14 protein-coding genes are annotated in these 20,563 nt (G+C 72.2%); 3 read left to right on the forward strand and 11 right to left on the reverse strand.

The annotated features are described in order from the left end of the window. Position 1 precedes the first annotated feature (1 nt). The 4 genes from STRNI_RS19350 to STRNI_RS19365 are packed head-to-tail and all read right to left on the reverse strand — an operon-like array spanning position 2 to position 4,538. A complete protein-coding gene (locus STRNI_RS19350; RefSeq protein ID WP_159487020.1) occupies positions 2 to 676 on the reverse strand; it encodes an RraA family protein in 675 nt (224 codons plus the stop codon). A 44-nt stretch (positions 677 to 720) separates the two neighbouring features. Further along, positions 721 to 2,637 (reverse strand): transketolase C-terminal domain-containing protein, encoded by a 1,917-nt coding sequence (locus tag STRNI_RS19355; protein WP_277411670.1) that lies wholly within the window; start codon positions 2,635 to 2,637, stop codon positions 721 to 723. A gap of 34 nt (positions 2,638 to 2,671) precedes the next feature. Beyond that, complete coding sequence (locus tag STRNI_RS19360) at positions 2,672 to 3,481, reverse strand: SDR family oxidoreductase (RefSeq protein ID WP_109891479.1); 810 nt, start codon at positions 3,479 to 3,481, stop codon at positions 2,672 to 2,674. Between the two features lie 7 nt (positions 3,482 to 3,488). Beyond that, a complete protein-coding gene (locus STRNI_RS19365) occupies positions 3,489 to 4,538 on the reverse strand; it encodes an N-acetylneuraminate synthase family protein (RefSeq protein ID WP_274737412.1) in 1,050 nt (349 codons plus the stop codon). A gap of 276 nt (positions 4,539 to 4,814) precedes the next feature. Between STRNI_RS19365 and STRNI_RS19370 the strand changes: the two genes are divergently transcribed. Genes STRNI_RS19370 through STRNI_RS19380 form a run of 3 tightly spaced genes read left to right on the forward strand, consistent with a single transcriptional unit; the run spans position 4,815 to position 8,562 of the window. Further along, a complete protein-coding gene (locus STRNI_RS19370; protein ID WP_159487024.1) occupies positions 4,815 to 6,077 on the forward strand; it encodes an ATP-grasp domain-containing protein in 1,263 nt (420 codons plus the stop codon). Further along, positions 6,074 to 7,339: an ATP-grasp domain-containing protein gene (locus tag STRNI_RS19375; RefSeq protein ID WP_277411671.1), complete on the forward strand. Its 1,266-nt coding sequence runs from the start codon at positions 6,074 to 6,076 to the stop codon at positions 7,337 to 7,339. The genes STRNI_RS19370 and STRNI_RS19375 overlap by 4 nt, the downstream gene beginning before the upstream one ends. Further along, positions 7,336 to 8,562, forward strand: a complete 1,227-nt coding sequence (locus STRNI_RS19380) for an MFS transporter (RefSeq protein WP_159487028.1) — start codon at positions 7,336 to 7,338, stop codon at positions 8,560 to 8,562. The genes STRNI_RS19375 and STRNI_RS19380 overlap by 4 nt, the downstream gene beginning before the upstream one ends. Positions 8,563 to 8,571: 9 nt before the next feature. Here STRNI_RS19380 and STRNI_RS19385 read toward each other — a convergent pair whose 3' ends face one another. From STRNI_RS19385 to STRNI_RS19415, 7 genes are read right to left on the reverse strand one after another with little or no spacing between them, the layout of a single operon-like run. Continuing rightward, complete coding sequence (locus STRNI_RS19385) at positions 8,572 to 10,506, reverse strand: APC family permease (RefSeq protein WP_159487030.1); 1,935 nt, start codon at positions 10,504 to 10,506, stop codon at positions 8,572 to 8,574. Positions 10,507 to 10,552: 46 nt separating this feature from the next. Then, positions 10,553 to 11,980 (reverse strand): SagB/ThcOx family dehydrogenase, encoded by a 1,428-nt coding sequence (locus STRNI_RS19390; RefSeq protein WP_277411672.1) that lies wholly within the window; start codon positions 11,978 to 11,980, stop codon positions 10,553 to 10,555. Next, positions 11,977 to 13,014 (reverse strand): lantibiotic dehydratase C-terminal domain-containing protein, encoded by a 1,038-nt coding sequence (locus tag STRNI_RS19395; protein ID WP_277411673.1) that lies wholly within the window; start codon positions 13,012 to 13,014, stop codon positions 11,977 to 11,979. The genes STRNI_RS19390 and STRNI_RS19395 overlap by 4 nt, the downstream gene beginning before the upstream one ends. Next, positions 12,998 to 15,526 (reverse strand): lantibiotic dehydratase, encoded by a 2,529-nt coding sequence (locus STRNI_RS19400; protein ID WP_277411674.1) that lies wholly within the window; start codon positions 15,524 to 15,526, stop codon positions 12,998 to 13,000. The genes STRNI_RS19395 and STRNI_RS19400 overlap by 17 nt, the downstream gene beginning before the upstream one ends. Continuing rightward, positions 15,523 to 16,512, reverse strand: a complete 990-nt coding sequence (locus STRNI_RS19405) for a hypothetical protein (protein WP_277411675.1) — start codon at positions 16,510 to 16,512, stop codon at positions 15,523 to 15,525. Before STRNI_RS19405 ends, STRNI_RS19400 begins: the two co-directional genes overlap by 4 nt. 32 nt (positions 16,513 to 16,544) lie before the next feature. Next, positions 16,545 to 18,551 carry a TOMM precursor leader peptide-binding protein gene (locus STRNI_RS19410; RefSeq protein ID WP_277411676.1) on the reverse strand — a complete coding sequence of 669 codons (2,007 nt, stop codon included), beginning with the start codon at positions 18,549 to 18,551 and terminating at the stop codon, positions 16,545 to 16,547. Further along, positions 18,538 to 20,493: a group-specific protein gene (locus tag STRNI_RS19415; protein WP_277413286.1), complete on the reverse strand. Its 1,956-nt coding sequence runs from the start codon at positions 20,491 to 20,493 to the stop codon at positions 18,538 to 18,540. Before STRNI_RS19415 ends, STRNI_RS19410 begins: the two co-directional genes overlap by 14 nt. Positions 20,494 to 20,563: the final 70 nt, after the last annotated feature.

Consider the following 20,563-nt stretch of genomic DNA (forward strand, 5'->3'; position numbering starts at 1 on the left):
CTCAGAGGTTGCCGAACTCGGCCCGGAGGTCGGCGGCGGTCGCCCCGGAACTGATGCGGTCGCGGATCTCGTTCTCACGTGCCGCCACCCCGCGGGCGCTCTCCAGAACCTCCTTGGCCTTCTCCGATGCCACCGTGGCCACGCCGTTCTCGTCGGCCACGATGATGTCGCCGGGGAAGATGACCTGGCCGCCGACGGACACGGGGACGTTCACCTGAACCGGCTCGATGCGGTCGTGAACGGCGCCGGGGGACTGCCGCGGGGAGGTGGTGCGGTACCAGAGGGGGAAGCCGATGTCGCGGATCTCGTCGACGTCGCGGGCGGCGCCGTCGATGATGGCCCCGGCCACACCGAACTTGTGGGAGACCGTCGCGGTGAGGCCGCCCCACATGGCGGTGGTGGCCAGCCCGTGACAGGCCATGATGATGACGTCACCGGGCTTGGCCCGGGACAGGATCGGCAGGGTGTTGACCCAGTCGTCGATCGAGAGGTTGATGGTGAAGGCGGGGCCCGCGATCTTCTGATCGTTGCGGATCACCTGGAAGCCACCGATGGCCCCCACACGGCGCTGGGCATCGGTGACGACGCAGCTGGGGCTGTACTCGGCGAGCAGCTCCCGGAAGCCGTCGATGATCTCCTGCGGGGGCCGCTTCAGCTCGTTGTAGACGGTTTCCATGGTTGTGTCCTCTTCTGGTGGTGGGCGGCTCTCTGGTCTGTCGGTCAGCGGTGCGCGCCGCTGCGGACGCGCTCCTGGATGCGCTCCGCGAGCCGCTTCGCGCTCAGTCCGTGGGCATCGAGGGCCTCTGCCTCGGTGCCGCACCGGGGCACCTCGGTCAGACCGATTCCGGTGAAGGCGGGCAAGCGCTCTCCGCCGAGTTCGAGGAGCGAACGGGCGATCAGATCCGCCTGTCCGCCGTGCGTGTAGTGGTTCTCGACGACGAAGAGCTGGTCGGCCCCGGCGGCCAGGTCGGCGAGCCAGGCGGAGTCGACGCGGTTCAGCCAGGGCAGGGCGACCACGGTGAGCTCGATGCCCTCCGCGGTCAGCAGCTCGGCGGCGCGGAGCAGCTGGGTCAGGACGATGGGCCCGGAGCCGATGGCCACCGTCCTGCCGCCGGCCCGCACGACGCGGCCGTGTCCGAGCGTCAGCGGCCCGGCGCCGAGCGCCTCGGCCTCCTCGGAGACCGGAGTGCTGACGAGCCGCAGATAGGTGCTCGACCCGGCGTCGGCACAGTAGTCGACGGCCGCTTCCGTCTCGGCCGAGTTGGCGGGCTCCAGGACGACCAGCCCGGGAACCGCGCCCAGTGCGCTGATGTCGCGCACCGCCTGGTGGGAGTGGCCGGGCGCGGCCGGAATCAGGCCGGCGAGGGAGCCCACGTAGACGATCTTCCGGTGCTCCGACGCGTTGGTGTAGATCTGTTCGTTCGGCCTGGCGTGCAGGAAGCAGGAGAAGGAGTGCACGAAGGGCAGCAGTCCGCGCGAGGCCAGACCGCCGGCCATCGAGACCATGTCCTGTTCCGCGATACCGCACTCGACGAAGCGCTCCGGCAGAGCCTCCGAGAACGGGATCAGACCCGTGTCGAGCACCAGGTCCGCGTCCAGGGCGACGATCCGTTCGTCGGCCAGGGCCCGGTTCACGAGGGCACGGCCGTAGACCTGCGGAAGCTGCGGGCCCGAGGGCTTGACGGGCAGGGTGAGGTCGGCCCGGGAGAACGCGAGGGGGGCCAGTCCGTGCCGGCCGAGCAGCGCGTCCAGCGACGCGACCAGCTCCCCGTGTGCCCTGAGGTAGTCCTCGCGGGCCGGGGCGCCGCTGTGGAAGCGGTAGCGCCACTCGCCCTCGGGCATCGACGTGGCCTCGAAGGTGGCGGCTCCGGCGCCCTTGACCGTATCGGCGATGATGACGGCGGGAACCCCGGCGTACTCCTTCTCCCGCAGCCGGAACACGGTGTCCAGCTCCTGCGCCGAGTTGCCGTCGCAGCGCAGCACGCCCCAGCCGAAGGACCTGAACTTCGCCTCCAGGTCGCCCAGATCGCTCACTTCGGCGACCCAGGTGTCGGACTGGATCTTGTTGTGGTCGACGATGACGGTCAGTTCGTCCATGGCATGGCGGACCGCACCCGCCAGCGCCTCCCAGTTCTGGCCCTCCTGCAGCTCTCCGTCGCCGGTCAGGACGTAGACGCGGCGCCTGGCACCGGCCAGCCGGTCGCCGAGGATCATGCCCTTGGCCCGGGAGATCCCCATGCCGAGAGAACCGGTGTTGGCGTGCATGTGCGGGATGCTCACATCGGGGTGCCCCGGCAGCCCGCCCAGCCTGCGCAGCTGGTGCAGCTTCTCCTCGGGCAGCGCGCCGAGGCCGATCAGGGAGGCGTAGAGGCCGGGAGCGTCGTGGCCCTTGGAGGAGAAGTAGATGTCTCCACCGGGTTCGAAGGGCGACCGCATCTCCTGCAGCAGCAGCCAGGACACCGTGTCGGCCGCGCTGAAACTGGACCCGAGGTGGCCGGACCCGGCTCGCATGATGCTGTAGAGGGTGTTGATGCGGGAGGCGTCGGCGAAGGCGCGACTGCGCTCGTGCACATCGCCGATGCCCTCGAGAATGCGGGTGAACTCGTCGGCCGGCAGCCAGGCGAGAGAGGTGTTCATGACTTCTCCTGAAGTACGGGCGGCGGGCCGGGCCTCACCAGCAGACGTAGCCGCCGTCCACCAGCAGCTCCGTGCCGGTCACATAGCTGCTCATGTCCGAGGCGAGAAAGAGAAGAGGGCCGGTCAGATCCGAGGCCTCGGCCATCCGGCGCAGGGGCACCCGGTCGCTGAACTTGCCCCGGAACAGCGGGTCCTGGCCGCCCAGCACTCCGCCCGGCGACAGCGTGTTGACCCGTACCCGCCTGGGGCCCCACAGGGCCGCGAGATACCGGGTGAGCGCGGCCGCGCCCGCCTTGGACATGCCGTAGGCCGGCGGCTTGAGGAAGGGCGGGTCCTGCGGCAGGTGTTCGTACAGCCGCGGGTCCGGCGCCATGCTGCCGTACAGGGAACCGATATTGATGACGGAGCCGGTTCCGTTACGGGCCATCTCCGAGCCGAACACCTGGCAGACCCGGAGCACCCCGAGGGCGTTGACGCTCAGGACGGCCTCGGAGACCTCGGCGGGAATGTCGTCGAAGAGCCAGCTGCCGCCCGTGGCGCTCGGCGGTTGGTCGATCCCCGCGTTGTTGACGAGGATCGTCGGGGAACCCACCTCGGCCAGACACGTTTTCAGTGCCGTGCGGAGGCTCTCGGTGTCCGTGACATCCGCTTCGAGGAGATGGAAGCGGCCGGCCGGACGACGGTCGAGCAGCTCCTGGAACTCCTGGGGAACCACTGTGGTGCGGTCGATGCCCACCACGGCGGCGCCCGCGCCGAGCAGGGCGTCCGTCCATATCCCACCCAAGCGGCCGAGGACGCCGGTCACCACCGCGACCTGACCGGTGAGGTCGATGTGCGTGCTCACGGGACGCTCAGCCGAGGTCGGTGAGCTGGATGGCGTCGTCGGCTGCCAGCGCCACCGACAGCGGACGGCCGATGACCTGGTCGATCAGATAGGGACGCAGGCCGTCGCCGGGAGACTTGATGGCGATGTCCTCGACGGTGAGGAGGTGACCGGCACTCAGGTCGCGTGCGGCGACGAGTTTCTTGGCCATCTTGCGCAGGGCGGGGGCTTCGACCGGAAGCTGACGCTTCTCGGGGCTCCCCAGGGAAAGACGGGTCCGCTCCAGGCTGTCCACCAGCTCCCGCAGGTGGCTCCCCTCCAGGGAGAAGTGGTGGTCGCTGCCCGGCAGGGTGCGGTCCAGGGTGACGTGCTTCTCGACGACGCGGGCGCCCAACGTATAGGCGATCACGCTCGATTCGGTCTCGACGTCGTGGCCCGACAGTCCCACCACCACGTCCGGGAACTCCTCCCGGTAGGTGCTGATCACCGAGAGGTTCAGCACCTCCGGGGTGGCGGGGTAGGCCGCGGTGCACTGCAGCAGCGCCAGCTGGTCGTTGATCGGAGCGATGGTGTCGACGGCCCGGCGGACTTCCTCCATGTCCGCGCCACCGGTGCTCACAATGAGCGGAATACCGGTCTTGGCCGCGTAGGCGAGCAGGGGGGTGTTGGTCAGATCGCCGGAAGCAATCTTGATGGCGGGAACACCCAGCTCGGCGAGGAAGTCAACACTCGGGAAGTCAAAGGCGGTCGAGAAGAAATCGATTCCCAGCTCGTCTGCGAGCTGGGCAAGTTCACGGTACTCACGGACGCCGAACTCCAGGGCTTCACGGTGCTCGCCATAAGTGGCACCGAAGCTGTTCCGGCTCGTGTAGGGCTCGTTGTACATGGCCTTGGTGAACAGCGCCTTGTTATCGCGCTTCTGCAGCTTCGCCGCCTGTGCACCGGATTCCGCGGCCATGCGGACAAGTTCGGCCGCCTTCTCTAAATCACCGCCGTGATTGTGCCCGATTTCGGCGATGACATAGGCCTGGGAACTGTCAGTGATTAAGGTGTCACCGATAGTCACGCTGTGAGTCATGAGCAGATATCCCCCTACTTGCACGACAGCACGGAAGAGGGGGTCAAAAAGCGGACATCTCCCTCCCCCGAGCGATTGACCGCCTGAACGGTAACATGGTCTGATCGAGCGCGGCGTCCATTATTTTGACCGCAACTGACCACAACGGGGGCTCAGTTGATGATGATGGCGACCCATGTCTGAGTTGAGTACGAGTAGCCGCTGAAGCGACCGGGGGGCCGGCTCTCGCAGCCTTCAGTGTGGCGTGTCCCACAAACAATTGAGAGAAATGACACTGTGAGCATCCTGCTGCTGCACACGAGGAATCTGAGCCGCCGCAAGCACCTGGCCAGGGTGAGGGACTACGCCAGGGAACACGGTGAGCGCCTTTTGATGATCATGAAGGACGCCACCTGGGAGAGTTCTTATGTCGATTGCGTCGTACCCGCGGATACGACCAGCATCGAAGAGACGGTGGCGGCGGTTCGCACGCTGATCGCCGCAGAGGAAGAACCCGTACGCGGCATTGTGACGTTCGTCGAGCAGAGCGTCCCCGCGGCCGCCGCGGTGGCCGCGGAACTCGGCCTTCCGTCCATTGGCGAAAAGGCCGCGTACCTCGCGCGTGACAAGTACGCCATGCGCTCCGCATTCGGAGAGGCGGGCCTCGCACAGCCGGGATTCCAGCTCGCCACGGACCTGGACGCGGCCGTCAAGGGTGCCGCGGAGCTCGGATACCCGCTGGTCCTGAAGCCGTTGATCGGCGGGGGCAGCAAGTACGTACGCCGGGTGGACAACGACGCCGAGCTGGCCGAGCACTTCGCGCCGCTGCAGCGGGGCGCCTGGACCGGCTTCGCCCACGACCCGTTACACACCCGCACACGCGCGCAGTACGACGAGGCCCTGCTCCTCGAGGCATACGTCCCGGGGGCCGAGATCAGCGTCGAGTCCCTCGTCGTCGACGGTGAGACCCGCATCGTGGCCGTCCACGACAAACCGCTGCCCATGGAAGGCCCCTTCTTCGAAGAGGTCTACTACACGACCCCGACCCGGCTCCCGGACGGACTGGTCCGGCGCATCACCGCTGCGGTCGGCGCCGCTCATGAGGCGCTCGGCATCACCACCGGCGCCACCCACACGGAGTTCCGCATCACCGCGGACGGCGAGCCCTACATCCTGGAGACGGCGGCACGCCTGGGCGGCGGGCCGGTCTACCAGTCCGTCCTCCTGAGCACGGGAATCGACATGGTCGAGGCCCAGCTCGACCTCGCGACCGGCCGCGCGCCGCGCCTGGACGTGGCGAGCCCGCCGAGGCCCACCGGCTTCTACCTCTTCTTCGCCGAGCGGGCCGGCGAACTCGTCGGCGTGGCGGGTCTCGACCAGGTCGAGACCGACGACCGGGTCAGCGAGATCATGCTCTACGGGCAGCCCGGCGACCAGGTCCTCGTCCCACCCCATGCCTCGGCGGCCCACGGACATGTCGTCTTCTCCGCCGCCACCGCCGAAGCCGTCGAGGAGGCGTTCCACGAGTTCCGTGACGCCATCGCCGTGGAGGTCCGATGAGGTATCTGGTCCTCAACCGGACCCCTCTCACCGGGCGTCCGTTTCCGGACTGGCTCGGCGCCGATCACGAGGTCGTTCTGCTGACCGACGCGGCGGCCGTCTCCGCCGAACCGGACGTGCGCTCGGCCCAACTCGGCGGCTACGCGCATGTGGAGGTGATCGACGACTTCCACTTCAACCCCCTGGTGGAGAGCCGGGCCCTGGCGCTTCACCGGAAAGGGGGCTTCGACCGCGTCATCGCGCTGTCGGAGTTCGACATCCTCCGGGCCGCGCGCCTGCGTGAGCTGTTCGGCGTGCCCGGCCAGGACGTCGCGAGCGCGACCGCCTTCCGCGACAAGCTCGTGATGAAGCGCATCCTGGCCAAGGCCGGCATTCCGCTGGCCCCCTTCGCGCCCGTCGCGAACCTCCAGGACCTGCTCGGCTTCATCGAGCAACAGGGATTCCCCGTCGTCGTGAAGCCCCGGCGCGGCGGCGGCTCCATGGATGTTCACGTCCTGCACGACCCGCAGGACGTCGAATCCCTGCTCGCCGCCCACCGGGACCTCGGCACCGACGACGGGGCCCAGCTGCTCGCCGAGAAGTACATCGAGCACGAGCTGGTGCACGTCGACGGCATCGTCACGGCCGGGGAGACCCGCCTGATGTGGCCCTCGACCCAGGGCGACAGCACCTGTCTGGACATCAAGCAGGGACAGGCGCTGCACAGCTGCCTGCTGGACGCCGACGACCCGCTCCTCGATCCCGTACGGGAACTCACCGGCCGCGCCCTGGCCGCGCTGCCGGTCCCGGACACCTTCATGTTCCACGCCGAGGTCTTCCTCGACGCGGACCGCCGCCTCGTGTTCAACGAGGTCGCCAGCCGTATGGGCGGCGGGATGATCGAGCACGTCCTGCAGCTGGGCTTCGGCATCACCCTGCCCGAGGTCTACGTCCGCTCCCTCGGCGGCAACGCCCCTGCCGCCGTCCCGGCCGTGCCCGAGCGGATCGCCGGCCTATCCCTGTTCCCGCCCCGTGCCGGCACCCTGGTGGCGATTCCCGACACCTGCCCGGTGCCCGGCATCGACACGTACACCCGACACGCCGCGCCGGGGACCGTGCTCGAACCCGCCCGGCTGAGCGTGGAGAAGATCGGTTCCGTACTCGCCACCGGCCGTACGCGCGGCGAGGTCGAGATGGCGCTCGCCGAGGCCCTGGCGTGGTTCGAGCGCTCCACGGTGATCCGGCCCGGCACGGACGGCACCGGGGCAGGCAGCGCCTCGTGATCACCACGCTGCGCACCGCCGGACGGACGCCGGGCTGTCTGCTGCTGCTGAGCGGGAACTTCGCGGTCGCGTTCGGCAGCAACCTCGTCCTTCCCTACCTGGCGGTCTTCCTGACCCGGGAAGAGCACCTCAGCCCGGCCGTGGTGGCCGTGGCGATCACGGTGAAGTTCTGGTCCCAGCAGGGTCTGACCCTGCTGGGGGGCTGGATCGCCGACCGTCTCGGCGCGGTGGGCGCCATGTGCGGAGGGCTGCTGGTCAGAGCCCTGTCGTATCTGCTCCTCCTGGCCGCCTCCGGTCCCGTGCCGGTGGTCGCCGCCTGCGCGCTCCTCGGATTCGGTGGCGCGGTCTATGTACCGGCCTCGAAGTCGGCACTGGTACAGCTGCTGGGCACCAGCGAACAGCTCAGGACCGTGTTCGCCCTGCGCAGCACCGCCAACAACGCGGGCAACGCCCTCGGCCCCCTCGCCGGCAGCCTCCTGCTGCTCCTCGCCGACGCCCGGATCAGCTTCGTCGTCACCAGCGCCGTCTTCATGGTCCTGGCCGTCGTCCTGCTGCGGCTGCGCGCGCTGCCGGCCGTCGGCAGAAAGACGGAGACCTCGGCCACCGAGGACTCCCCGGCCGCCCCCGGACACCGGCCCAAGGGCTCCCGGAAGCTCGCATGGATCATGCTCTGCGCGTTCGCCTTCGGGTTCTGCTACATCCAACTGGAGTACGCGCTCCCGGTGTTCACCGGAAGCGTGCAGAGCTCGTCGTTCGTCGGTGTCCTGTTCGCCGTCAACGCGGTCGCCGTGGTGCTGCTCCAAGTGCCGCTGAACCGGTCCGTCAGCCGTGTCCGCAGTGGCGCGCTGGTCATCTCCGGCGCGCTCCTGCTGATGGCGACCGGCTTCGCGGCCGCTTCTCTGGGGACGATGCCCGGCCTGGTGGTGTGCATTCTGCTCTTCTCCGTCGGAGAGGTGCTGATCGACCCGTGCATCGACAGTGAGGTCGCCGCGTCGGTCCCGGCACAGCACCGCGGTACGGCCTTCGGCTTCATCGGCACCTCCATAGCCGTCGGCGGCGCCGCCGCCAACGCCCTGGCCGCGCTGCTCTCCTCCGACCACGGAGCGGTGAGCCACCAGTTCTGGCTCCTCCTGGCCGCCGTGAGCGCCGGCTTCGCCGCCCTCGTCCACACCACCTCACTGTTCACGTCGCCGGGCCCGGCGGCGAGCGCGAAGAGCCGCTGAATGCCGCCCCTACCGCAGCTGCCACGGCACGTTCGTCACCGCGACCCCACGGACGAACAGCAGGGAGATCTTCAGGCGGAACGCCGTCTGGTTGTGCAGCAGATGCTCCCACCAGTGCGCGACGAGGTACTCGGGGATGAAGACGTTGACCAGCGTCCCCGGGTGCTCCCGTACCAGCTGGCGGACGTGGTCGACGACGGGCTGGGTGATGTAGCGGTAGGGGGAGTCGAGGACGACGAGGGGGACGTCGATGTCCAGGGCGGCCCAGTCCGCGCAGAGCCGGCGGGTCTCGTCGGGGTCCACGTCCACGGACAGCGCGGTGACACGGCCGGCGCGGATGGCCTGGGCGTAGCGCAGGGCGCGCAGGGCGGGGCGGTGGACCTGGGAGACGAGGACGACGGCGTGGCTGTCGATGCGGGCATTGTGGTCGGTCTCCGCCTCACGTGACAGCGCCTCGTCCACGCGGCGGTAGTGACGGTGTATGCCGCGCATCGCGAGGAAGATCAGCGCCATGGCGACGAAGACGACCCACGCCCCCGACATGAACCGGCTGACGGTGGCGATCACCAGGACCGTCCCGGTCAGCACCGCGCCGAGCAGGTTGATGGCACGGGAGCGCCGCATCCGCCTGCGCTCACGGTCCGTCGGCGACGTTTCGCGCAGCGCGCGGTTCCAGTGCCGGACCATGCCGCTCTGGCCGAGGGTGAAGGAGATGAAGACGCCGATGATGTAGAGCTGCACGAGCCGGTTGGGGTCGGCGTCGAAGGCGACGATCAGCAGGCAGGCGCAGAGGGTGAGCAGCAGCACCCCGTTGCTGAAGACGAGCCTGTCCCCGCGGTGACGCAGCTGCTTGGGCAGGAACCGGTCCCGCCCCAGGATCGAGGAGAGGACGGGGAAGCCGTTGAACGCCGTGTTCGCGGCCAGGATCAGGATGAGCGCCGTGACGGCCAGGATGTAGTAGAAGAACGGGCTCGACGAGCCGCCGAAGACCGCCATGGCCAGCTGGGCGACGACGGTGCGCTGCGGATCGCTGCGGCAGTCCCCCTCGAACCCTTCGAGATCGCAGGTGTTCTCGGCCACCCGCACCTCGGAGAGGCAGGCGAGCGCGGTGATACCGACGAACATCGTCACGGACAGCGCCAGCATCATCAGCAGTGTGGTGGCGGCGTTGCGGGACTTGGGCCGGCGGAAGGCCGGCACCCCGTTGGCGATGGCCTCCACTCCGGTCAGCGCGGTGCATCCGGAGGAGAAGCCGCGCAGCGCGAGGAAGAGGATTCCGGCGGTGCCGAGGGCGGCGTGGCCAGGTTCCGGGTGCAGGACGTAGTCGGCGCTCTCGGCGCGGGGCAGGTGCCCCGTGACGACCTGGACCAGACCGGTGACGATCAGTCCCAGGATGCCGATGACGAACGCGTAGGTGGGGACGGCGAAGGCCCGTCCCGATTCGCGTACGCCCCGCAGGTTGAGCAGCATCAGCAGCAGGACGCAGCCGAGGGTCAACTCCACCCGGTACGCGTGCAATTGAGGAACCGCCGAGACGATGTTGGCGACGCCCGCCGAGGTGGACACGGCCACGGTGAGCACATAGTCGACGAGGAGGGCGCTGGCGACCGTGGTGCCGGCCCGGTCCCCCAGGTTGCGGGTGGCGACCTCGTAATCGCCCCCGCCACTGGGATAGGCGTGGACCACCTGCCGGTACGAGGCGACGACGGTGCACAGAAGCAGCACGACGAGCGCGGCGAGCCAGGGCGTGAGGGAGAGGAAGGCCGTTCCGGCAACGGACAGTTTGAGCAGCATCTCCTCGGTGGCGTAGGCCACGGAGGAGAGGGGGTCGCTGGCGAAGACCGGAAGGGCGATGCGCTTGCGCAGCAGGGTCTCGCCCAGCTTGTCGCGGCGTACGGGGAGTCCGATCAAGATGCGCTTGGACACCATGGTGATCCAGGGCATGAGGCTGCACCTTTCGAGGAGGGTCCGGGGCACGGGCGGTGCGTACTCAAGGGGCCGTCGGAGCACTGCCGATCAGGAAGGCGCCGACAGGGATCTCGTCGTAGGGGTCGAGGCCGAAGGCGTGCACAGGGGTGTCGCTGTCCCCGCCGCCCAGGGCACACACGGACAGGCCCATCGCGGTGCCGACGAGGTAGAGGGTCTGCAGCAGCACGCCCGAGTTCTTCAGCGTGAGGGCGTACGCGTGCGCCGCGTACTTCCACGACAGGCGCTTGATGCGGGACACCACGGTGAGATGCACGTCCGGCGGGGGTGCGCCGCCGGTGGCGGCGGCCGACTCGTGCAGCAGGCGGTCGACGGTGCCGGGACCGCCGGGCAGCGCGGTGAGGGCGTGCCCCAGGGGGTCGTAGTGGTACAGGCCGCGGTCGAGCCCGTCGCAGCGGTGTACCGCGAGGTACAGCTCCAGTTCGTGGGCCGACCCCGCGCTGGGGTAGGGGCGGCCGGTCACCGCGTAGTGCCGGCCCTCCTCGGGGCGGGCGTCCAGCAGGGTGCGCACCCGGGCGGCCCGGTACAGGTACGCGCCCAACTCGGCCAGGGACAGGGGATGTTCTCCGTAGGCGCGGCGCGAGGCACGGTTCTCCAGGACGTCGGTGAAACTGCGGTCCTCGCGGGCGACCCGGCCGAGGTCCGGACGGTGCAGGCGGACGGTGCGTCCCGGCCGGGCGGGGGCGACCGGAGGCGGGGGCGGCTCGGTGTCGCGCAGGGGGTAAACAGGGCCGTACTGCCGGTCGCGGAGGCCGGCGCGGCTGCCGTCATGGGCGAGCAGTTCATGGAACGACCAGCCGGCGGGGAGCTCGGCGGCAGCCGCACGGCTCCCGTCGTCGGCGGGGTGCAGAAAGCCGGTGGCGTGCAGGAGGGACCGCAACGCGTCGAGGGAGTCCGCGGGCAGATCACGCACCGAACTCTGCAGTTCGGCGGCGGTGACCGGGCGGGCCAGGGCCGCGAGGGCCGCCGCCGCCCGGCCGTCCTCGATGCGCACCCGGAAGCGCGACCGCGGTGACTCCAGAGCGAGGCTGTCACCGACCGGCCGGAGATGGGCGGCGCGAGCGAGGACGACCGGCGCGTCCGGTGCGGGCTCCCGGCCGAAGGTGGCTTCGGGGGCGAGCGGTACGGCGGTGGCCAGGACCTGCGCGTCCGCGGTGATGTGCCGCAGCAGCGTGTGGCCGAGCCGGTCCACGGCGTGCCGCAGCAGGGCGAGCTGAGGCTCGGCGGGCGTCTCCGCGCGTGCGGCGGCGCGGATCCGCTCCGCCAGCCCGTCGAGGCTCGTCGGACCGTCCGCCAGGGTGCGCAGCGCCGCGGCCAGCTGAGGGGTGTACGGACCGGTCGTGGTGGCGCCCCAGCGGTGCCGCACGGTGAGCAGGCCCCGCTCGTCGTGGAGGGTGGTGCCGGGGTGGAGGGACAGCAGGTGCACGGTCATCGTCGGCGGGCCCCGGCTCCGGCACCGCTCAGGTCGCCGCACGCGCGGGCGGCGAAATGACGCAGCAGGGCCTCCTGCGGTCCGTACAGTCCGAGCCGGTTGCACATGAGGTGTGCGCAGCGGTTGACGGTCAGGGCGGTGCGCGGGCCGGGCAGGGAGAGCAGGGACGGGTCGTCGCGCAGGGCGTCGAGCGCGGGGGCGAACTCCCCGTCCCGCTCCAGGACTTCGAGCTCCCCGTGCAGCCGGGAGACGCTCCGGTGCCAGCTGCCGAGCGGTCCCTCGGCACCGTCCGGCCGCAGCGTCGGTCCGGCATCCAGCAGATGGCCGGCGCGTCGCACCAGCGCGGTGCGGCTCCGTTCGTAGGCGCGGTCGAAGCCCTCGGTGTCGTAGTCGGGTCCGAGCATGCGGCGCCAGGCCTCGGCCCCGGCACGCAGACAGGCGAGCCGCCGGTCCGCGTCGGGTTCCACGACGGTCCAGGCCAGCAGCAGGACCGCGAACCCGGCCGACAGCCGCTCGGCGAGGCCGGGGCGGCCGGCGAGCAGCGTCCCGGCGCAGCGGCTGGCCGCCATGAAGTGCCGCTCGACGGCGTCGAGAGAGGCTCCGGAGCCGTAGCGTGCGTGTTCCGGCCGGTAGGTGCGCGGCTCCGCGCAGTCGTGCAGACCGCGCCAGGGCTCGTACGCGGGGAGTCCCTCTCGGGCGGCGGACTCCGTGGCGAACCGCAGATAGGCGTCTTCGTCGACGGCGCGCGGCGACGGATGGCGCTCCAGCCAGTCGTTCCACCGCTCCACGAGTTCCCGTTCGGTGCGGCGGGAGGCGTCACCCGGCGGGCCGGCGGCCCGCACCCGCACCCGCAGATGCGGTCCGCCTTCCCAATAGCGCAGGAAGAAGTGGCCATGGGCACGGCCGGACCGGGCCAGGTCCGTCACCGCGGGAACCACGGCGTCCAGGAGCAGGGCGTCGAGGTCACCCTGGTGGAACAGGTGCACGGCGATCCAGTGCCCGGGGTCCACCGGTGCGTCAGGCGCGTGGCTCATGAGGGTCTCCGGGGAGTTCGACGACGAATTCGCTGGTGTAGGGATCGGTGCCGGGGACGCCCGGATCGGGCAGGGCCTCCTCGATGTGGACCACGGTGTCCGGTCCGCCGAGGGAGCGTGCGAAGGCGGTGACCAGGAGGGGGCTGGCGAAGTCCACGTAGGCGGGCTTGTATCCCTTGTCCGCGAACGCGTCGGAGGTGGGACCGCCAGGGCGTCGGGTGCGGACGAAGCAGCGGTAGGGCAGTCCGAGGTCACGACGCCAGGCCAGCAGCCTCAGCAGGTGCTCGTGGTCGCGCTCGCCCGGTGCACGGCGGGGAAGGGCGGCGGCGCGGCCGAGCCAGGTCGTGCGGCGCAGCACCACACGGCCCACCTCGATGCGGGACAGTTGCCTGAACCCCCGGTCCGGGACGTCGTCCGTGAACGGACCGGGCAGGAGGGGATGTCCCGTGCGGAAGAGCGTGTGCGGGTCGCCGAACAGCCGCAGGACGACGGCCAGCGGGGGCGGCAGCAGCAGCGGGCTCATCAGCCCGAGGTGGACGGGCACCAGGTCGGCGCCGAGCCGTGGCGCGTGCAGGGCGGGCAGCCCGGTCGCACGGTCGAGGTGGACGGTCACGGCGCCGAGCGGGATGCGCTCGGGGGCCGGGCGGGTGCTGCGGACGAAGGGGTGGTCGAAGGCATGGGGCAGGGTGGGCCGGCGCAGGTTGGTGTTCGAGGCGTACAGCCCGCCGAGATCGACGGGCAGCGGGCCGTCCGCCCTTCCGTGTCCGGGCCCCGGCGGGACCGCGCGGCCGTGCGCCAGGGCCTGGATGCGGTCCAGGCGGCCCCGCCAGTGACCGTGGCCGACGGTGACGGAGTTGAGCACGGCGCGGGGCCGGCCGCCGGGGCCGGGCAGGGGCTGAACGTAGTAGGCCAGGCTGAGCGGCGGTCGTGGTGAGGTGAGGTCCGCGGGGAGTTCACCTCGGAGCAGCGTCTCAAGGACCTCGGCGCGGCGGTCCGCGAGCGCGTGCAGGACGGGTGACGGGCGCTCGCGCAGGAGACCGTCATCGGCGCCGGAACCCGGCCGCAACAGGGAGCGGACATGCTCGACGGTGGCCGACCGCTCGTCCTGCAGCCCGTGCAGGAAGGTCAGCAGCGGCACCCGCGCACCACTGCCGTAGCGCTCGGCGAACCATGCGGCGGCCATGTACCGGGCGGGCAGGTCGCGGTCGAGGACGGCCAACGCCCGGCCGGCCGCCGCCAGGTCGGACAGGAGCGGGGCCCAGGGTCCGCGGGCGAGTTCGGCTGCCGGCCCCGTCAGCACGGCGTCCTCGTGGAAAGGGCGGCGTTCGAAGGCCTCGCGCGGGGGCGGCAGCCCGAGGCTCCTCTCCACGGTGTGCAGACGGGCGCGGACGGCCCCGTCGAGGGCGCGCCGTTCGGTGTGGTCCGCCGCGTGTGGGTGCCGCAGCAGCGCGGTGCGCAGCCCCGTCAGGGCGTCGAGCGTGCCGGCGGGCACCGCCCGGGTGTGGCGGGTCAGCCACTCGGTGAACGCCCCCAGTGGGCAGGAGTCCAGATCGTCCAGGGGAACGTCCTCCAGGAGGATCCCGGCGGCCACGAAGCGCCGGACCGCGGGGCCCGCGCTCCCGGCGGTCATCCCGTCCACCTGCCCGATGGCGTCGCGGAGTTGGGGAAGCCGAGCCGGCGCGGGAAGGCAGATGACGTGGGACGGGGGCCCTGGTGTGAGGACCCGGAGGGCATCGGACGCGGTGTCGAGTGCGGGGTTGGGCCGCAGGCGCAGACCGTCCCTCAGACCGGGCTCGGCCCGCAGCACGGCGTGGGCGATGCGGCGTAACCGGGCCAGGTTGAGTTCCGTGTGGGTAGTGCGCTGTTCCAGGTCGCCCATCCGGAGCCAGGGCCCCTGATCGGTCCAGCGCCCGCGTCCGGTGGCGGTGAACGCGCCCTGCGGGCTGGTCTTCACGGCGGCGCGGGCCAGGTACCGGGCGAGGCTCACGAGAGCCTTGCCGGCCGGCGGTCCGCTGCCGGGTGCGGCGAGCCACCGCTCCAGTACGTCGTCGAGTTCGCGGCTGGCGTGCAGCAGTCCTTGCCGGAAGCGGGCCGAGGCCACGGTGTCGCGCAGCGCGCTGTGCACCTCGCGCGTCTCCGCGGCGAGGACGGCGGCCAGCTCCTCGCGTTGCGCCTCGTACAGGTCACGTCCGTCGAGCCAGCGCCGGATGCGGTCGGCCAGCGGTCCGGGAAGGGCGGACCGCACGGCGGAGTCCCATTCGGCCGGACGCGGGGCACGTCCCCGGTGTACCGCGCGTCGCAGACCGACGACACGGGGCTTGAGCCGTGGATCGGGCAGCGCACCGATCACGGGGTGCAGGGCGTCCGCGAGGGAGCGGCCCTCTTCGGCGATCTGCTCCTGTGCGTCCAGGAGGTGCTCGGCCGCGGCGAAGCTCTTCGGGGTGCGCAGTACGGCGAGCGCGGAGCGGGGGACGCCGGCGACGCGCACCAACGGATCGGGCGGAGTGTTCATGGCAGTCCGGGGAGGGCGAGAGGGATACGGATGCGGGGCTCGGGACGGGCCCGGCCGAGGGTGACGTGGCACACCACCTCGTCTCCGCCGGGTCCCATCCCGAGCAGGGGCGCTGCCGCGGGCGCGGGCCGGTCGTCGCACCAGGCGGTGAGTCCCCGGCCGGACACCGCGGTCTGCAGCCGGAGGGCTTCGGTCACGGGGCCTTGGCCGGAACCGGCGAGGTGCACGGTGGCCGCCGCGTCGGCCAGGGCGGCAGCGGCGGCGTGCCCGCCACGGGTGAGGACATGGGCGAGCGGCGCGGTGTGCCCGTGCCAGACGGCGGTGAACGCCCCGTCGGCGCCGTCGGCCCGGTAGACCCCCGGAGCCACGCCGTCCACACAGCGCACGCTCACCCAGTACGGGGGGACGGGTGCCGCGGCACCCAGCAGGGCGTGCAACTCCTCGGCGGTGAGCGGGGCCGGCGTCGGCAGATAGGCGGGAGGTTCGGCCGGCAGAGCGGCCAGGGCGTCCGCGAGGCCGGTTCCGGGCGGGGCCGGCGCCGGTGCGCGGGCCGCCGAAGGGGCGTGCAGGAACAGGGTGTCCGGGCCGCCGGGGCCGGTCCGGGCGCACAGGCCGCTCGCCGCGGCCACGAGCTGCACCCGCGCCACGGCGCTCCGGTCGCCGCCGGGGAGCCGCAGGGCGAGGTCCGCGTCGTGCGGCGAGCCGGGGCGGCCGTCGGGCACGAGGGCATGCGCGACCAGGTCGTAGCGGTAACCCCCGGGCGGGATGGGGGCGTTGGTGCCCGCTGTCAGCCGGACTCCGTCCGCGTCGGCGTACCGGAGACCGGTCCGGCCGCCCGGCTGTGCCTCGAACGGGCCCGGCCCGCAGGCATGGCCCAGCACGGCGGCCAGCTGCCAGAGGGCCACCGGGTGCGGTGACCGCGTCGCGGAGAGGCAGCCCCGGGCGGCCCGCAGGGCGTCGGTGACCGTGCCCAGGGGCGGTGCCACAGGCAGGCGGAGGGTGCCGCGTAACCGGCCGGTCATGGGAACGGGTGGGGGTCGGAGGAGAGGGCACCGGTGAGCCGCGGCAGCCCTTCGGTACGCCGCATGAGCGGTCCGTAGGTCACCGTGGCGGTACCGGGGACGACCACCTTCACCGCCGACAGGTCACAGGCGGCGAGTTCGGCGGTGGTCTGGTCGACCGCGAGCACATCGAGGCCCGTGTCCAGATAGCGCTGTACGAGGTCGCGCAGGGCGTCCGTGAGATCCCGGTGGGGCCGCGGCAGGCGGCGGCCGCTGTGGACGTCGGTGAAGGGGCGGGGCGGCTTGCCGTCGAGGAGGAACGCCAGGCGCGGGAAGGCCTCGGGGGCGGCGGCCGCCAGGGCGTGGTCGGCCGGGTGGGCGATGAGCGACGGGTCGCGGGCCAGCCGGCGTGCCCGCTCCTGCTCGGCCGGATAGCGGGACAGCAGGAGGCTCAGATGGGGCGCCAGCTCCATCAAGGCGCGTACGGCGGCCTCCTCGGGGTCGAGGTGCGCACCGGCCGCGACGGCTGCCCGGGGCGTGTCCGGCCGCTCGTCCTCGTCGACGGCGAGCGCCACGACGCAGGGGATGTGGCAGTCCAGGGTGGCATCGAGCAGATGGATGCGGTGGCCGCTGCTCTGGGCGAGGTGCTCGGCGAGAAGCGGCACGAACCGGTTTTGCGCACTGCCGGGATCGATCGCGTCGAGCGGTGTGCGCCGGTACCAGGCGGTGAAGAAGGCATCCCGCTCGGCCACTTCGAGCAGCCCGTGCAGCTGGGCCTCCTCGGGACAGCCGCCCAGCGCGCAGCCGTTGGAGACCTCGAAGACGAAGGCGGGGTCCTGCTCGGTGGCCGAGAGGAAGTACACGTAGGAGCGCGGCAGCAGAACGGGCTGAGCGCGCCGGTACGACCATGCCCACACCCAGTCGGTCACCTGCTCCTCGCCGAAGCGGCGGAACGGGAAGCCGGGCAGGTCGTAGTGGCTGTCGGGGTGGAGGCCCAGGGTCCGCGGATCGACGGCGCGGTCCCGCACCTCGGCGTAGGCGGCACGGACCGTGGTGCGCCGGGCCCGCGGCCGGACACTCACATACCGCTCGACGCCCTCCAGCAGCGCCGCGGCCGTTGCCGCACGCCAGTCCCTGCCCGTGCCCAGCCCGGCCTCCGGTTCACCGCCGCCGGGCAGGGCGAGGGGCGCCCGGGCCAGCGGAACGGCGGCGGACAGTGCGCCCGCCCCGCGCAGCAGCCCGGTCTCGGGGTCGGCGAGGACCTCGCGCAGCCGCTGCGGATCGGGACGCCGGAGCCGGTACCCCGCGTCCCGGCCGGCCGTGGGACGCGGGCTGAGCGTGCCCGGCGCGGCGTCGGGGCCGTCGTCCGGCAGCCCGCCGCAGTGGGGGCAGCACGGGTCGGGCAGAAAGCGGTGGCGGCTCACATCGAGGTGGCGCAGGTCGACGACGGTCATCTCGGACGTCGGCCGGTGACCGGGTAAGGGGTGGGCGGGTAAGGGGTGGCCGGGTGATCCTGCGCCGGTCGGCGACGCCTCGACGGGCAAAGCCCCGTCGGCGCCGGGCAGCGCCGCCAGACGGGCCGCCACGAGGTGTGCCGTCACCATGGCGGCCGCGCCGGTGAGCAGGGTGGCCGGCTCCGAGGCCAACTCGGCGGCGTAGCGGTCGCGCACGGCGCTCACCACCGGCCAGTCCTCCCGTGCGTGCGCCCGGCGCATCCGCAGGCAGCGGTCGCATCCGGGGGTCCCGGGGGCGACCACGGGGCCGACCACGGCACGGCCGACCTCGGTCCAGACAGGGAGCCAGGGGATGCCCGCCGCGGCGGCATCGCGTCGATACCGGTCGTGCGCGGCATCGGCCTCCCATGCGTCGCTCACCGTGAGCAGAGCGGCGCATCCTGCCTGATCCAGGGCCCCTCCCGAAGAGGCGCGAAGGGTGAACTCCCCTTCGGCGGCCAGGGTTTCGGCGACGGCGCGGTGCAGCAGGCCGTCCCCGGCGATGGCTACGACGACGTCAGCGTGGTTCATGAAGGGCTACCCGGGCCACGTAGGGAGCAAGCGTGTGGAAGGCCGCGTCGTGGACGAGCGGCATCACGTACCCGAGGCAGCCCTGCCGGTCCAGGTGCCCGGCAAGACGGGTGACCCGCTCTCCGGCCGTCGCGCCGGGCAAGGGCCCGGGTACGGCGTCGGTGACGGGGGCCGGTGCCGCCAAGGCACCGGCCGGCGCGTCGGCCGGCCGCGGACGGCCCTGCTGCCGGGCGAGGAGCAGATCGCGGGCAGCGGCGGTGAAGGCCCCGGCCGCCGTGGCGGCACAGCCCAGGGTGCCGGGTTCGCCCTCGGCCGCCAGGGCGATCAGAGGTGCCCCGGCACCGCGGGACACGTCCCGGATCTCCGGTGCGGGTCCGAGGGCACACAACAGCCGCCAGTGGCGGACCGCTTCGGAATCGGCCGCCAGAGCGTCGGGCGCGAGCCTGGGGTACGGGGCCGAAGCGACGGCCATACGCCGGCGGACGAGCTCGCGCACGGCGTCGTAGAGGGCCTCCTCCACCGCGGCGTCCCAGCTCTCCGCGCAGACGGTGCCCTCGGCGACGAGCAGCCCGCTCCGGTGTGTCCCGGAGGGCCGGTCCGGCGCCGACGGCGCGGGCAGTCGCTCCGTGCGACCGTCCGTCAGGCGCGCGGCGAAGACATGGACGGCTTCCGGCGTTTCCGGGGCGCCCCATGCCTCACGGGCCATACGGACAGCGTGTGCCGCGGCCGCGCGGCGCAGCGCCACGGCGCGCGCCGCCCGCGGATCGAGGGATGCGCCGACGACGTCGTCGCCGGCCACGGCACACCGCGCCACCGTGAGGGGTATCTGGTCTCCGTGGACCGTCGTGGGCTCCCCCCACGGACCGGTGAGGTCATCGGCGCAGGCGGCGAGTCGCCCGGTCAGCTCGTCGGCCGGGACCGGGGGTCCTTCGCGCAGGGATGCCATACGGCGGCCGAACTCCGCGGCAGCGCCCTCGGGTTCCGTGCCGGCCGCGCCCCGCACGGGCGGCCCGTCCGGCCTCGGCAGCACGCGATGCCGGTGCGCCGCGAGTGTGCCGAGGTCGATCCGGAGGCACTCGCGCACCGGACCTTCGTCCGCGGCGCTCTCGTCCGCTGCGCTCTCGTCCGGCACCCCGGTCAGCAGCCGGAAGACGGACAGGGCCAGCCGCCCGCCGACGAGCGCGGCAGCGGCCACACCGGGCTGCCGCGCACCGAGCTGCCGCGCACCGAGCTCCGCACCGTCCGGCGCCGGACCGGCAGCCACCCTGTGCCGCACCTCGGCCCATCGCGGAGAGCCGGAGTGCGGCAGCAGCCAGCAGTCCCCGTGCCGTGCCAGGGCACGGAACAACGGCCTGTCGCGGCAGGCCTGTTCGGCCGCGGCCACGGCGGAGGCCGATTCGGGTGTCGTGCCGTCGCCCGCGTACACCACGGCATCGGCCCGCCGGGCGGCCGCGTGCAGATCCTCGTACGGCGGCCGCGCCCCCAGGGCACATACCTGCCGCAGTCCGCAGGAGAGCAGGGCGTGTTCGGTCGCCGCGCGCAGCGGGCCGTCGCCGAGGAGCAGGACCTGTGCGGTGCGGTAGCGCTCGAAGCGGTGCTCGGGAGAGTCGAGCCAGTGACCGATGTAGGCGATCTCGTGGGCATGGCGTCGCAGCTCGTCGTCGTCGAGGCCGTGCGGCAGCTCGTCCCCGGGTTCCCGCACGAAGCCCTGCCGCTGCAGAGTGTCGAGCAGGCGCAGTCCCACTGCGCGGTGTCCGGCGGGGAGCCGGTCGAGGGCGGGGTCCACGTCCTGTACGCCGTCCAGCAGCGGGCGCAGCTGCTCCAGCCAGGCGTGGACGAAGGCACCCCGCAGGGCGAGCGTGCCGGACGGACCGAGCACCGCCGCGCCGTCGGCGGTCGGCGCGAACCGGACCTGCCGTACCAGCCTCAGCCGGCGGCCCATGGCGAACACCCCTCTTCCTTCCGGGCTCGTACGCGCGGGGTGACCGGCCCCGGCCAGATCATGTGCCGGA

This window comes from Streptomyces nigrescens, from assembly GCF_027626975.1.
GTDB classification, from domain to species: domain Bacteria; phylum Actinomycetota; class Actinomycetes; order Streptomycetales; family Streptomycetaceae; genus Streptomyces; species Streptomyces nigrescens.

Bases quoted from the DNA above. Each gene is read 5' to 3' on its own strand.
- STRNI_RS19350 (WP_159487020.1), bottom strand. From the start codon at position 676: ATGGAAACCGTCTACAACGAGCTGAAGCGGCCCCCGCAGGAGATCATC.
- STRNI_RS19355 (WP_277411670.1), bottom strand. From the start codon at position 2,637: ATGAACACCTCTCTCGCCTGGCTGCCGGCCGACGAGTTCACCCGCATT.
- STRNI_RS19365 (WP_274737412.1), bottom strand. From the start codon at position 4,538: ATGACTCACAGCGTGACTATCGGTGACACCTTAATCACTGACAGTTCC.
- STRNI_RS19375 (WP_277411671.1), top strand. From the start codon at position 6,074: ATGAGGTATCTGGTCCTCAACCGGACCCCTCTCACCGGGCGTCCGTTT.
- STRNI_RS19385 (WP_159487030.1), bottom strand. From the start codon at position 10,506: ATGCCCTGGATCACCATGGTGTCCAAGCGCATCTTGATCGGACTCCCC.
- STRNI_RS19390 (WP_277411672.1), bottom strand. From the start codon at position 11,980: ATGACCGTGCACCTGCTGTCCCTCCACCCCGGCACCACCCTCCACGAC.
- STRNI_RS19395 (WP_277411673.1), bottom strand. From the start codon at position 13,014: ATGAGCCACGCGCCTGACGCACCGGTGGACCCCGGGCACTGGATCGCC.
- STRNI_RS19400 (WP_277411674.1), bottom strand. From the start codon at position 15,526: ATGAACACTCCGCCCGATCCGTTGGTGCGCGTCGCCGGCGTCCCCCGC.
- STRNI_RS19410 (WP_277411676.1), bottom strand. From the start codon at position 18,551: ATGAACCACGCTGACGTCGTCGTAGCCATCGCCGGGGACGGCCTGCTG.
- STRNI_RS19415 (WP_277413286.1), bottom strand. From the start codon at position 20,493: ATGGGCCGCCGGCTGAGGCTGGTACGGCAGGTCCGGTTCGCGCCGACC.